17 protein-coding genes and 1 tRNA gene are annotated in these 12,545 nt (G+C 66.8%); 6 read left to right on the forward strand and 12 right to left on the reverse strand.

The window, feature by feature from the left end; translation table 11 throughout:
- Positions 1-74 precede the first annotated feature (74 nt).
- The 5 genes from NFR93_RS02780 (at position 75) to NFR93_RS02800 (ending at position 3,930) form a co-directional block, all read left to right on the forward strand.
- Positions 75-569 (forward strand): hypothetical protein, encoded by a 495-nt coding sequence (locus NFR93_RS02780; RefSeq protein WP_251449825.1) that lies wholly within the window; start codon positions 75-77, stop codon positions 567-569.
- Positions 566-2,338 carry a type IV secretory system conjugative DNA transfer family protein gene (locus NFR93_RS02785; RefSeq protein WP_251449828.1) on the forward strand — a complete coding sequence of 591 codons (1,773 nt, stop codon included), beginning with the start codon at positions 566-568 and terminating at the stop codon, positions 2,336-2,338. Before NFR93_RS02780 ends, NFR93_RS02785 begins: the two co-directional genes overlap by 4 nt.
- 54 nt (positions 2,339-2,392) lie before the next feature.
- Positions 2,393-2,821 (forward strand): single-stranded DNA-binding protein, encoded by a 429-nt coding sequence (locus NFR93_RS02790; protein WP_251449830.1) that lies wholly within the window; start codon positions 2,393-2,395, stop codon positions 2,819-2,821.
- A 7-nt stretch (positions 2,822-2,828) separates the two neighbouring features.
- On the forward strand, positions 2,829-3,404 hold the full coding sequence (locus NFR93_RS02795) for a hypothetical protein (RefSeq protein WP_251449832.1): 576 nt from the start codon (positions 2,829-2,831) through the stop codon (positions 3,402-3,404).
- 214 nt (positions 3,405-3,618) lie between these two features.
- The gene (locus NFR93_RS02800) at positions 3,619-3,930 is read left to right on the forward strand and encodes a thioredoxin family protein (RefSeq protein WP_251449834.1); all 312 of its coding nucleotides are present in this window, start codon (positions 3,619-3,621) and stop codon (positions 3,928-3,930) included.
- Between the two features lie 295 nt (positions 3,931-4,225).
- Here the strand turns inward: NFR93_RS02800 and NFR93_RS02805 are convergent, their stop codons facing one another.
- The 6 genes from NFR93_RS02805 to NFR93_RS02830 all read right to left on the reverse strand — a co-directional run bounded on the left by NFR93_RS02805 (position 4,226) and on the right by NFR93_RS02830 (position 8,298).
- Positions 4,226-4,870 carry a cation diffusion facilitator family transporter gene (locus NFR93_RS02805; protein ID WP_251451447.1) on the reverse strand — a complete coding sequence of 215 codons (645 nt, stop codon included), beginning with the start codon at positions 4,868-4,870 and terminating at the stop codon, positions 4,226-4,228.
- The gene (cmtR, locus tag NFR93_RS02810) at positions 4,864-5,217 is read right to left on the reverse strand and encodes a Cd(II)/Pb(II)-sensing metalloregulatory transcriptional regulator CmtR (protein WP_251449835.1); all 354 of its coding nucleotides are present in this window, start codon (positions 5,215-5,217) and stop codon (positions 4,864-4,866) included. Before cmtR ends, NFR93_RS02805 begins: the two co-directional genes overlap by 7 nt.
- A gap of 122 nt (positions 5,218-5,339) precedes the next feature.
- Entirely contained in the window at positions 5,340-6,002 is a 663-nt protein-coding gene (locus NFR93_RS02815) for a hypothetical protein (RefSeq protein ID WP_251449837.1), read from the reverse strand.
- 16 nt (positions 6,003-6,018) lie between these two features.
- Entirely contained in the window at positions 6,019-6,903 is an 885-nt protein-coding gene (locus NFR93_RS02820) for a nuclease-related domain-containing protein (protein WP_251449839.1), read from the reverse strand.
- A gap of 157 nt (positions 6,904-7,060) precedes the next feature.
- On the reverse strand, positions 7,061-8,029 hold the full coding sequence (locus NFR93_RS02825; protein ID WP_251449841.1) for a hypothetical protein: 969 nt from the start codon (positions 8,027-8,029) through the stop codon (positions 7,061-7,063).
- A complete protein-coding gene (locus NFR93_RS02830) occupies positions 8,026-8,298 on the reverse strand; it encodes a hypothetical protein (protein WP_251449843.1) in 273 nt (90 codons plus the stop codon). The genes NFR93_RS02825 and NFR93_RS02830 overlap by 4 nt, the downstream gene beginning before the upstream one ends.
- A gap of 95 nt (positions 8,299-8,393) precedes the next feature.
- On the opposite strand from NFR93_RS02830, the gene NFR93_RS02835 reads away from it, so the two are divergent.
- The gene (locus NFR93_RS02835; protein ID WP_251449845.1) at positions 8,394-8,684 is read left to right on the forward strand and encodes a hypothetical protein; all 291 of its coding nucleotides are present in this window, start codon (positions 8,394-8,396) and stop codon (positions 8,682-8,684) included.
- A gap of 3 nt (positions 8,685-8,687) precedes the next feature.
- Here the strand turns inward: NFR93_RS02835 and NFR93_RS02840 are convergent, their stop codons facing one another.
- The 6 genes from NFR93_RS02840 to nadD all read right to left on the reverse strand — a co-directional run bounded on the left by NFR93_RS02840 (position 8,688) and on the right by nadD (position 12,537).
- On the reverse strand, positions 8,688-9,797 hold the full coding sequence (locus NFR93_RS02840; RefSeq protein ID WP_251449847.1) for a site-specific integrase: 1,110 nt from the start codon (positions 9,795-9,797) through the stop codon (positions 8,688-8,690).
- A gap of 158 nt (positions 9,798-9,955) precedes the next feature.
- Positions 9,956-10,147, reverse strand: coding sequence for a helix-turn-helix transcriptional regulator (locus NFR93_RS02845; protein WP_251449849.1), 192 nt, complete (start codon positions 10,145-10,147; stop codon positions 9,956-9,958).
- A 199-nt stretch (positions 10,148-10,346) separates the two neighbouring features.
- Positions 10,347-10,422, reverse strand: a tRNA-Ala gene (locus tag NFR93_RS02850).
- Between the two features lie 80 nt (positions 10,423-10,502).
- The gene (rsfS, locus tag NFR93_RS02855) at positions 10,503-10,880 is read right to left on the reverse strand and encodes a ribosome silencing factor (protein WP_251449851.1); all 378 of its coding nucleotides are present in this window, start codon (positions 10,878-10,880) and stop codon (positions 10,503-10,505) included.
- The gene (locus NFR93_RS02860) at positions 10,877-11,944 is read right to left on the reverse strand and encodes a hypothetical protein (RefSeq protein ID WP_251449853.1); all 1,068 of its coding nucleotides are present in this window, start codon (positions 11,942-11,944) and stop codon (positions 10,877-10,879) included. Before NFR93_RS02860 ends, rsfS begins: the two co-directional genes overlap by 4 nt.
- Positions 11,941-12,537: a nicotinate-nucleotide adenylyltransferase gene (gene nadD / locus NFR93_RS02865; protein WP_251449855.1), complete on the reverse strand. Its 597-nt coding sequence runs from the start codon at positions 12,535-12,537 to the stop codon at positions 11,941-11,943. The genes NFR93_RS02860 and nadD overlap by 4 nt, the downstream gene beginning before the upstream one ends.
- Positions 12,538-12,545 lie beyond the last annotated feature (8 nt).

Genomic DNA, 12,545 nt, shown 5'->3' on the forward strand with positions numbered 1-12,545 from the left:
GACGATCCATCGACGCGATCCACGTGCCGGCGGTCCTTCCCGTGATCACCATGACGATCTCGGCCGACGGCACGATGACCGTCGCCGTCGACGGGACGCCGTTCGAACCGCCTCGATTCGGGGCACCCTGGGCCCGCGCGTCCTTTGCGGAAGTCATAGACACGGTCCTGCTCGCTCACGGGTCGCCGGTGCGGGTCGTCGTCCACGAGGCAGACGGCACAGTCTTCACCGACCTCCTCACCCGGCCGCTGCAGGGCTCGGTCGCCCTGAGTGCGCCGCCGCATGTCCGGGACGGAGGGTCGAGCGCTCCGGCGGAGCCACTGGCCGCACCCGCAGCACTCATCGATGCGACGCCCTTGATCGAGCGGCCTCGCGTGGTCTACGGCGAAGAGGGTTTCCTCCCGGGCGAAGAGGTAGCCCTAGCGATCATCGTGCGTCACATCAAGGCTTCTGCGGACGGGTCCGCTCGCGCGTTGCTGGAACCGGGGCTCTGCCGAGCGAGCGCCGAGGGCGAGGTCGTCCTCGTAGGGAGAGTCTCTGGCACGTGCATCTTCGGGATCGTCACATGAGCGGGACCCGCGGTGTCGATGTCTCCGGTCCCGACGGGCTGACCAATATCGCGTTGCTCGCTCTCGGTGGAGCCGCCGCGCTCGCCGGCATCCTGCGTGTGAGCGGCAATCTCGCCGCCTTTGTGTCAGGAGCGGAGCAGCCGACAGGTGGTCTGGCAGCGGGGCTCGGTGTCCTCGGCTCCCCCGCTGACCCGGGGGCGGCTCTGGGATCCCCTGGGCTTAACGCCGTTGCGTACTGGGCCGTCGTCGGAGCGTTCCTGGCGCTGCTCAGCGTTTCGGGGTGGCGGGTGTGGCGCGTCATCCGGAACCACACTCGTCACACCAGATCCGATCCGAACCGGATCGCTGGAATCGCGACTACCTCTGAGGTGCGCCGCGCTGCCTCAGATCACGCGCTGCTGAAGCGCGCTACCCACCTTCGCGCGTCGGTCGATAAGCCACGATCCGAGGATGTCGGCTATCTCGTGGGCGTGGCACGAGGAACGAAGGTGTGGACGTCGGTCGAGGACTCGATCCTCGTGATCGGCCCTCCCCGGTCGGGCAAGGGCGCCCACATCGTCATCAACGCGATCCTCGATGCACCTGGTGCCGTCGTCACGACCTCCACCAGGCCGGACAACCTCACGACCACCATTCGCTCGCGCATGAGACGGGGGCCGGTCGCCGTGTTCGATCCGCAACATCTTGCTCCGGGCGTACCGGCGGGCTTGCGTTGGTCGCCGGTACGCGGATGCGAGCTCCCACTCACCGCCATGATTCGCGCCGCGGGACTCGCCGCCGGTACAGGCCTGTCGAGCGTCGGAGTGGAGAATGGCGGTTTCTGGGAGGGCAAGACCCGCACAGCCCTTCAGTCGCTGCTGCACGCCGCTGCGCTCGACGGCCGCTCACCGGGTGAGCTCTTTCGCTGGACGCTCGACCCGGCCGCGGCGAAGGACGCCGTCGCGATCCTCACATCCAACCCGGCCGCCGCGACGGGATGGGCCGAGTCGCTTGAGGCGATGATCGACGCCGACCCGCGTACGCGCGACTCGATCTGGCAGGGCGTCTCGCTGGCGTTGGCCGCTCTGGCTGACCCTCGTGTTCTCGATGCAGTCAGCCCGAGCGAGGACGAGCAGTTCGATCCGGAGACCTTTCTCCGACGCAACGGCACCCTGTACCTTCTCGCCACGGGCGCGGGTGCCGGCGCATCCTCCTCCCTCGTCGCCGCGCTGGTCGAAGACCTCGTAGAAACCGCGAGGCGCGTTGCCGCGAGATCCCCAGGCGCTCGCCTCGACCCGCCGCTGCTTCTCGCACTGGATGAAATCGGCAACCTCGCCCCCCTGCCGTCGCTGCCTGTCCTGATGGCCGAAGGCGGGGGCACAGGTGTCACCACGATGCCGGTGCTTCAGTCGCTCGCGCAGGCCCGTCAGCGGTGGGGCGACAACGCAGCCACGGCGATCTGGGACGCGAGCATCGCCAAGATCGTGCTCGGTGGCGCCTCAGGGTCTCGAGACCTCCAGGACATCGCCACCCTGATTGGCGACCGCGACGAGGCCACCGACTCGATCACTATCGGTGAACGCGGCATGCGCTCCAACCAGCGATCAACACGCCGGGTTCCGATCATGCCGCCCGACGTCATTCGCACGCTGCCGTACGGCACGGCCCTCCTATTGCTGAGATCGGCGCCACCAATCGTCACGCGCATGCGCGAATGGACTGCCCGCCCCGACGCCGCGGACCTCCGTGCCGATCGGGCTCGCGTCGAGGAACAACTGCGGCGGGGATAGGGGACGCACCTACCAGGTGATGGCCGACCTGCGGCCCTTTGGTAGGAGCATCCGATGACTATCCACACCCAGCAGTCTCTCTCCGGGTTCATCGCGTCGCAGCCGCAACTCGCGTTCAACGCGAAAGGCGAAGCCCGGTTCTGGGTGCGCATCGGGCAGGAGCACTTCGAACGCAATGAAGACGGCACATTCACCCAGACTGAGACCACGTACCACGACCTCGTGATGTTCCGCCGCAACGCGGAGCGGGCTTACGCGATGTTCAACAAGGGCGACGTATTCATCGCCGAGGGATACACGCACACCTCGACGCGGGAACGCGACGGCGAGACGGTCGAGACCGAGGAGTTCGTCGCGAAGCGCCTCGGCCACGACTCCGCGCGCACAAACTACATCCTGCAACGCCGCCGGAACGCGCTTCCGTCTGTGGCGGCATCCGCCCCGTCGACGGCAAAGCCGGCGGTCCGTCCCTTGGCCATCTGAGCGCCTGATGACCACCGACGAGCCCCTGCACTTTCCCGGGTACGAGTTCGAGCCACCGACGCCGGACGGCCCCGAAGGTGAGGCCGATGGCCTGCCGAGCGTGCCCCGCCCGGTGAACTGGAACGTGCTCACCTCGGATCGAGCGGCATTCGAGTGGGTCGAGCTCGATAGGTGGGTGAACTGGCTACGCCGCACCTACGGGCTCGGACCGTCGATCATCCCGCCGCTGTGGCATCGCCACTCCGAACTCGTCTGGGAGCTCTCCGCTCTCCACCTGCACTGGCTCTGCGCCTACGACGAGGAGCAGCATGGCTCCGCTCCCCTCGGCTGGCACCAGGACTTCGCCGAGGCCCGAGAGCGCCTGCACGACTGGGTCGCCGCCTGCGGTTCGCGCCTCGACCGCGACAGAGCTACACGTCAGACGGCTTGGCCCGGGGAGGAGCCGGTGCCGTCGGTCGAAGAGATCCCCATCGAGGATCGTTCAGCTGACTTCCGCAGGTTCGTCGTCGAAGACGTCGCGCGCAGGCGGGCCGTCGAGGATGCGTTCATCGCGGAAGCCGGGGACTCGAGTTATCACGCATGAACCCGCTCGGGTGAGGTTAGCGAGTACTGCCCGTTCGACCGAGGATCACCGCGCATGTCGGCGTGCTGGTCATACGATCGAAGTTGGAATCGCTGACCGAGGCTTTGTAAACATCGCGCGCCTGGTCCAACTCATCATCGGGCTCGGCCCGCTGATCGACCCGCAATCGGGCTCGGAATCACCATGAGCCACAGTTCGGGCGGAGAATGGGGCGATGAACATCGAGGTACTACACATCGAGGAGTGCCCGAGTTGGATCGAAGCCGGGAACCGTCTCCGCGAAGCACTGCATGAAACCGGGCTCGGTGTGACGGCAATCACGTTCCGGTTGATCAGCACGCCCGAAGACGCAGCCCAGGTTCCCTTCGCGGGTTCGCCCACCATCACGATCGACGGCCAGGATCTCTTCCCGAGCGGTGGGCGCACTACCGACCTCGCCTGCAGGGTCTATCCGACTCCGACCGGTTTGGCCGGCCTCCCCACAACCGCACAGCTCGTCGACGCGATCGCCGCCTATGGACACTGACACGGCGGTCCGGTGTTCCTGCTGCGGCCGAACCCTACCCCGGCGCCGAGTGCACGCATTGCACGGCACCGCCGCCTACGTATGCCGACGCTGCGGTCTCTGGATCGCGTTGCGGCCGCACAACGACAAACGCGGATGACCGAGCACTGACATTGAGCGATAACCGAACGCCGCCACCAAGCGCCAAGCTCCACAGGCCGGGGCCGGCGAGACCCAGCCTGCGATCGCCCGGCCAATTCCATGAGACGTCGCAAAAGGCAAGGGTTACGAGGCAGGAGGCTGGTGGTGGTGGCGCCTATTCGTCCTTCATCTCGGTGAGCACTTCGAAGGGTGATTCGACGTCGCCGCGCCATGCTTCGATGCCTTCACGGACGGCAAGGGTGGCGACGATGAGGGCGGCGACGGAGTCTGCCCACCACCATCCGAAGAGGCTGTTGAGGATTAGGCCCACGAATACGGCTCCGGACAGGTAGACGCAGAGCAGCAGTTGGCGCGCGTCGGCGAGAACACTCTTGGATCCGAGTTCGCGGCCAGTGCGGGTCTCAAACCAGGCGAGCAAAGGCATCACGAGCAGGCTGAGGGCCGTGATTCCGATCCCTAGCGGGCTGTGCTCTGGGCCTTCTTGCGAGATGAGACTGACGATGGCGTCGATGCTGACGTAGGCGGCAAGGGCGAAGAACGCGAGTCCAATCGCCCGGACGGTCGCCTTCTCCCAACGCTCTGGGTCCTTTCGCGTGAACTGCCAGGCGACCGCGACTGCGGAGAGGACCTCTACGACGGAGTCCAGGCCGAAACCGATCAGTGCCGCCGAGGATGCCAGCACACCCGCGGTGATCGCGACGACTGCTTCGATCACGTTGTAGGTGATGGTGAACGCCACGATGAAACGGACGCGGCGGTGCAGCCGCTCCCGGCGTTCGGTCGTCAAGGCGGTCACGATGCAACCTCACAGCAACCGGGAACGGTGCACGCGGCGTCCAGGCACGGGGCATCCTCATCGACGGCCAGGGCGACATCAACGAGCGCAGTGAGGGCAGCAGTGAGATGCGGGTCGGAGATCTCGTAGCGGGTCTGACGGCCTTCCGGTTCCGCAACAACGATCCCGCAATCGCGAAGGCATGTCAGATGATTCGAGACATTCGAGCGAGTCAGGTCGAGATCGCGAGCCAGCACGGCCGGGTAACTTGGCCCCTCCAGCAGGGTCATCAGAATCCGTGATCGGGACGCGTCGGCCATGGCGCGGCCGAGGCGGTTCATCGCGTCCAGACGAGTCGTTATGGTCAGCATTCGCTGATCATACAGTCTCCGCTGTATGGACGGGCGGGGAGATGCTCCCTACTCCGAGCACAGCTCGCTGGAGGATCGGCGGTGACACAGCGTGCCTCATCCGCACCTCGCCTCAGCTCGTTCTAGACCGCACGACCGCGGTCGTCGACAGGCTCGACGTCGACGTCCCAATACGCAACGAATCGCGGCTGGCGCCGCCTCCTTGATTGCGCTGTGAATCGGTCGGCGCGCTCGTGATCGAAATCAGGGACGGGCCAACCGGCGATCGTGGCAGGGCTTGCGTGTCGATACTCGGAGGTGAGCCCCTCGGCAAGCGGTTTGATCAGCTCAGCCACAAGGGCGCTCATCCGGTCGGCAGTCTCCGCGATGCGACGAGCTGCGGTCCGTGGAAGATTGTGGCGGATCGTGATCGGCACTACCTGGCGGACAGTGCCTTCTGTGGTGAGCCAGGCAAGCGGCAATGACATCGAGAGTTCCGACTGCGAATGCGCGATGGTCGTGTTCCGGTAGCCGCGAATCATGTCGTGCGTTTCAACCAGATCGTCAGGGACGGGAACGTGTGCGAGGAGGCCGGACCGGACGTTGGAGTGCGCAAACGCGCGCATGTAGGCGATCACGGCGTAGCTTGTCAGCGGCTGCCAAAGCGGCGATTCGTGTCCTGCTTCCAACGCCTGCTCGATCGCGTCACTCGCCTCGGACAGGTCGTCCGAGTAGGAACTCAACTCGGCGAGCAGCCGCGAATCGGGAGTATCGGGAAGCATCGCGACGGTCGAACTCAGCGGCATGAGTCAATCATGCGACCTATCCGCCAAGGAGCGTTGCGTATGCGTTGATGGCGAGAGCCGCGGCCACCACCATTCCGCCAAACAGACCGGCCGTTCCCCACAGCATCCGCACGCGCCGCGCGACGCCCACTTCGCGGCGAAGAGCGGCGAACGCTGTCAGGTCCGGTTCCGGGGAGGCGCCGGATGACGTAGCCCATGTCTCCGGGCGCGTCAGCATCTCAGCGAGGCGGTCGCGCGCATCAGCCGTGAGCGTAACTGCGCGGCGGGTGAGCCAGCGGACCAGCTCGGTGTCGCGGAGCACCGTCACGTCCACGGGTCGCTCACGGATAGTGACGCTGCGGGCTCCGACGAGAACGAGCGCCGGGTAGACGTCGATCGGCTCCCCCACGACCGCCATCAGCTTCCTGGCGATCCGCTGCGCCTCGTAGCGGGAGTTGCGCAAGTGGTCGGTCTTCTGGCCGTTGACCAGAAGCCGCGTGCTTCCGACCCAGATCCGGGCGTCGTCGTGGAACTTCGTGTTGATCGTGAACACTCCGGCAGGACCGACAACGACGTGGTCGACGTCACTCCTTCGATAGCCGATGGGGACGGAATGCAGCACCGTCCAGTCGGGCCCGAGCTTCGCCAGGCGCGCCGCGACCTGTAGCTCACCGAGTGCGCCGAGATACCAGGGCCGCGAGTCGACCGACAGCGGGGACCGACCGAACACGCGCGACACCCGGGATCGGGCAGGAAAACCGGCCTGAGCGTTAAGGCACGCTGAGATCACTGCCGCAGCGGGGACAGAGCCGACCGCGTCCGCAGGCGCAGTCGCCGTCATCGGCGGCGACGCCTTCGGGGCGGTGTCAGTTGTATCCAAAGTGCGCCCACGATAACCGCTACGAACAAGATCACCGTCCACGGGTTCGCCGTGATCCCGGCCCACAGCATTCCGAACCCTGCGGCAATGCCGTCCCCAACGGCTTCCCCATAGTCGACCATTCGCTCAGCCTAGAGGTGCGCGGCGACGCCATTCGCGAAGCGCTCGGCTCTCCCGAGCATTCCCGAATGCGGATCGATCAAAGCGTGATGTCGGGTCGCCGTTGGGCGTACTCGGTCGTGAGCCAGCGAAAGATCGTCAGCGATGATGTCGGGGAGGCGGCGTTGGCGCGCAGATAGCCCCGGCTTGCGAACTCGAGAGCGTGACGGCGTGGCTCCGTGTAAACGTCGAGCGGCAGCATGCCGCCCCGGAAACGCGCGCGGGATACCTCGGCGACCCTCGCCCGCAACTCGACCTCATGATCGGCGAAGTACTCGTCAGCGATCGCTAGGATCTCGCGCACCACACGCCGGGTCTCCGAACGCTCCTGCCACGCGTGCACCAGATCGGGAGGAGTCGGCGCGTCCTGATCTCTGATTCGGGCGATGTCCTCACCGCTGCGCTTCTGCGCGAAGAAGGCGTCGGCCGCGGCATCGTTGTGACGTCGCTCTGGCGCTAGTACCCGGTGGAGCTGTCGCTCGGGCAACCCGGCGCGCGCGCGGCGCCGCTGCAGGCGCCTTGCTTCGTTCTCGCGCTCACGATAGGTCGCGCGTTGGTCAGGAGTGGGCGACCATGCTGGGTCGCGGCCGGCGGCCCGGGCACGGTCGACCGCGCGACGTCGCGCCTCGTTCGCCTTCCCTGGGTCAGCGGCCTCACGCGCACGCCGGCGCTCAGCGATCGCGTCGCGATTGCGGTGGTAGTAGTCGCGCTGCGCCTGCTTGTACGTCTCCGGGTGCTTCTGCTTGTACCGCTCGCGTGCCTGCTGGCGTTCCTCGGGGTGTTCCTTAGCCCAGGCCTTCGCGCGATCGATCCCCTTCTGGCGGCGCGCCTTCTCCGCACGCTCACGCTGAGCACGCTCACGCTCACGCTCACGGTTCTTCCGGCGGATGTCTTCACGGTTCCGCTCACGGTACTCGGCGTAGTAGGACGGGTGGGCCTCGTTCCATGCCTTCCGCTGTGCGGCGAGGCGCGCAGCACGCTCGTCGTCGCTCGGATGTGCGTCACTCATATCGGATCCACCAGGAGCGCGCCGTCGAGCTCAGAGAGAGCTGTGAACAACTCCTCGCGCGCCGCGGTCGGGTCGGTGATCGCTCTTGCGAAGAGCGCACGCATCCGTTCGCGCGCGACGTCGGACACATCACCGAGCCGGGCGAGACACCAGTCGATGTCGTCGGTGAGGCTGTAGCTCGGATCATCCACCTCGATGCCGGGGTAGTACAGGAACGCGAGCACAGCCACGTGCTCCAGGACAGCGTCAGCCCGCTCACGATCGCTCATGGCAGGAAGGTGCGCATCCCGCGCCCAACAGCTCGCGTGGCGATGTCTGTTGGTGGGGCTACTCTCGTGCTTGTTCGGCCGGAGGAGGATGCACAATGGCCGAACCGCACCGGTGGCACCCGCTTCTCGCAGCGCAGGAAGGTCCCACTGGCACGTGGAGCTTGGTCGACGGCTTCGACCGGGTGTACGGCACCATCGAGCTCCGCCGGCTGAACGCCACTGAAGTTCGCTACCAGGCCAGCTTCCGGGGCGAGGTCATCGGCTGGTCATCAACCCTCCGCCTCGCGTGCGAGCGGGTACACGGCGAGTTCCTGCGGAACCACGGCCCGAACGGCGGGCCAATCGCGAGTTGGGGCACGAACGATCGAGGGCAACCGATCGAGTAGCTGCTAGGCCGCTTCGATGTCTTCCTCGTCGAGGAAGTCCAGCGCCGGATCATCGCCCGCTCCGTCATCGTTCGAGAGCAGCGAGGTATCGGGGTTCACGCGTCGTAGGGTCCGCTCGAGGATTCCTGCCGGCCCCCGATCCACGCTGCGGTCGGGCTCGATGTAGTGCCCTTCTGTGATCGCAGTCGATCCGTGGCCGAGGAAGGTCGCGGCAGCGTCGGCGCTCGCCCCGCGCGCGATGACGGTTGCGCCCGTGCGCCGGTACCAGCGAAGGGTGATCCCCTCCCCCGCGAGATCCGCCAGCTCGAGGAACGCTCGGAAGGTACGTCGCACATTGAACGGGCTCAGTGGCTTGCCCGCACGATTGGCGAAGATGGTCCGTTGAGGGTCGGTTGCCGGGATGCCAGCGAGCCGTGCTCGAAGGACGTTCGCTGCGAAGTCGGGGACCGCGATCCGGCGGATAGAGTGCTCGGTCTTCGGGTGGTCTTGACGCACGGCGCCACTGCCCGTGCGCAACACGACCGTCCCATTCACCGAGATCGTCATCCCGCTGGGACCGTCCTCGACATCGCACACGCGGAGTGCGAGGCACTCACCGATGCGCAAAGCGGTTCCGAGGAGCACCTCGATGATGTCGCGCACCTGACCATCGGGCTTTGGCCCCTTGATGTCGGGGCCGGTCCGCCAGCGACCCGCGGCATCACGGATCGCGTTGATCTGCTCGACGGTCAACGCCTGACGCTCGCCCTTTTGTCGGCGCAATGGACTCGTTCCCTGCACCGGATTCCGCGGGATCGCGTCGTGCCGAAGAGCAAAACCGAAGAGCTGGTTGAGAACCGTCCGCGAGTGGTGGGCGCGTGAGGGTGACACCGCATTCTCAGAGCGCAGGAACCATTCCACGCGGCCCGTCGTGATCTCACCGAGTGCGAAGTGCTCGAACTGCGGCCGCACGCGGAGGCGGAGATCATCACGGTAGTTCTTCTTCGTCCCATCGGACAGCTCGCGCAGCTCCAGATCCTCGAGCCACAGATCAGCGAGGTCACGGAAGGAGCTGCTGAGATCGAGCAGGCCTCCGGACCCGAACCCCGGTCTGTCCAGGAGTCGCTCCTTCAAACGGGCTCGAGCGGCCGACTCCGTACGCGCAGCACCCGTCACTCTGCGCAGGCGCCCGTCGGCGTCGCGAATGCGCGCCAACGCCACGTACGACGATCCCCGCCTGCTGACGCTGATAGCTCCGTATGAGCCAATCAGCGTGCGCGGCCGCCCGCCGTTCACGACGCACCGCCGGCGTGGCGCTGCTCGTCGGCCAGCTCCATGCGCTGCACCCACGCGTCGATCTCGCTCTCGCGAAACCTCAACTGCGTGCCGACGCGGAATCCACGGGGTCCACGGCCCTTGCTCCGCAGATCGTAGATCGTCTGCACGGAGACTTTGAGTTGCGCGGCAAGCTCAGCCAGCGACACGTAGTTCCCGTGTCCCGACTCTGAGGTGCCAACGACGTCCATATAGCGAAGGTGCGCGGGCGATGCCGCGTACCTTCCAGATACTTCGAGAAGGTCCGAGAGCGCACTGCGGCTACCCGGCGAAGTGTCCAGTAAACGACTACCAAACATTCGAGCTCCCTGATCAGGGAGTGAAGATTCAGTGCTTTACCGGGAGTTTTGGTGGACCTGAGGGGACTCGAACCCCTGACCCCCTGCATGCCATGCAGGTGCGCTACCAGCTGCGCCACAGGCCCTCACTGTCACCCGCGCGGGGCAACCCCACTAGATTACTACATCCGCGGGCGTGCTCCGAACCACGACAGCACCCGCGTCGTCACTCCAGCGGGGTGTGGGCCGGCAGCTCGAACGGCACGACAGGGCAGTCCTTCCACAGCCGCTCGAGGCCGTAATACATGCGCTCCTGCTCATGGAAGACGTGGACGACCAGGTCGCCGAAGTCCAGCAGGATCCACCGAGATTCCTGACGCCCTTCGCGCCGAAGACGCTTGTGTCCCTCCTGCAGGAGTCGGTCCTCGACCTCGTCGGCGATGGCTGCCACGTTCCGCTCGTTGCGGCCGGTGACAAGGAGGAAGACGTCGACCAGCGGCAACGGACCCGACACGTCCAGCGCGACGAGGTCCTCCCCGCCCTTGGCATCAGCGGCCTCTGCCGCGATCTGCAGCATCCGGTGGGCCTGCTCGGTGGCGGTCATGCGAATACTCCAGTCACGAAGGCGAGGATGAGCACGCCCACGAGCGCGAGGGCCAGCGCACCGGCGGTGATCGCGAGGGTGAGCATGAGGCGGCTGCCCTTCTCGGGCGCAGGGGGCTTGATGATGTCGCCCGCAGACTTGGACGTGCTGATCGCCGCGCTCGCAGCGATCGGGGTCGGCGACGAGTGGGCGGGCAGCTCACCGTCGACCAGGACCGCGTCCACCTCTTTGCCGTCGGCTGTGCCCAGCGCGTGACCGGTGGACCCCAGCCCCTCCGGGAGGTTGAACGTCCCGGTGATGAGCACGTCGCCGGTCGAGGTGATCGGTGCAACGAGGGGTGCCGCGGCGGGAGCCTGCGACACGATGAGGGCGTTCGGAGTGCTGGTCGATCCCGCCGATGACCGCGAGAGGAGCTGATCGAACGAGGGCGGCAGCTCCACCGGTGCGGCGTCGCCGGCGAGCAGGTCGGCGCCGAGCGCGGGGTTCACGACGCGCTCGGCCTCAGGCTCCTCCGCCGCACGGTCGTCGTCCTCGCGCGGAGCAGGCGCCCCGCCTTCGCCGAGCCAGGTCTCCTCCGCTTCGACCTTCTGGTCGTCGGCCTCGGTGGTCACGTCCTCGGACGGCCGATCGGCGGGGCGCTCGGACTCGAGGACGGCGCGAGCCGCCGTCTTCTGCGCGGCGCCCGAGGCGGAGGCGTGCGCAGCGACGAGGTCCGGGGTGATCACCGGGACGGACGCGGTGCGGATCCGCTCCTGCTGTCGCGCCTGACGGCGGGTCAGCGGCGATGCTCCGAGGTCGACGGAGGCATCGGGCGCGGGGCGCTCGGCGACGACGGCGGGCTCGGCCGCACGTGGCAGCGGAGCGACGGGCGTCGGTTCGGCTGTCTCGGCCGTGGTGTCGTCCGAGGGCGCGGGCTCTTCGACCGCGACTGCCTCCTGCTGGCCGCCGGCGGTAGCCGCATCGATCGCGGCGGTCGTGACGATCGGATTGGCCCCGGTGTTGCGGATCTCCCGCAGCTGCTTGCGGGTGAGCGGTGGGGTGGCCGGCTGCTCGGGTTCAGTCATTCCTTGCTCCGGTAGAGGTGGTGCTTCGCAATGTATTGGACGACGCCGTCGGGAACGAGATACCACACCGGGTTCCCGCTCTCCACCCGCTCGCGGCAATCCGTGGACGAGATGGCGAGGGCGGGGATCTCGAGCTGGCTGACGTCTTCGGTCGGCAGGCCCTCGGTGCTCAGAACGTGGCCAGGGCGCGAGACGGCCACGAAATGGGCGAGGTCCCAGAGTTCATCATGGTCCCTCCAACTGAGAATCTGCGCCAAGGCGTCCGCCCCGGTGATGAAGAACAGGTCCGCGTCGGGGCGAAGTACCTTCAGATCGCGGAGGGTGTCGATCGTGTACGTGGGCCCGCCGCGGTCGATGTCGACGCGACTCACGGTGAAGCGCGGGTTGGACGCCGTCGCGATCACGGTCATGAGGTAGCGGTGCTCGCTCGGCGACACATCGATCTTCTGCCAGGGACGCCCGGTGGGCACGAAGACCACCTCGTCCAGATCGAACGACTGCGCGACCTCGCTCGCTGCGACGAGGTGTCCGTGATGGATGGGATCGAAGGTCCCACCCATCACCCCGATCCTCGGGGATCTCGTCGCCGACATTCAGGCGG

This window comes from Microbacterium sp. Marseille-Q6648 (genome assembly GCF_943181415.1).
In the GTDB taxonomy this organism is placed as follows: domain Bacteria; phylum Actinomycetota; class Actinomycetes; order Actinomycetales; family Microbacteriaceae; genus Microbacterium.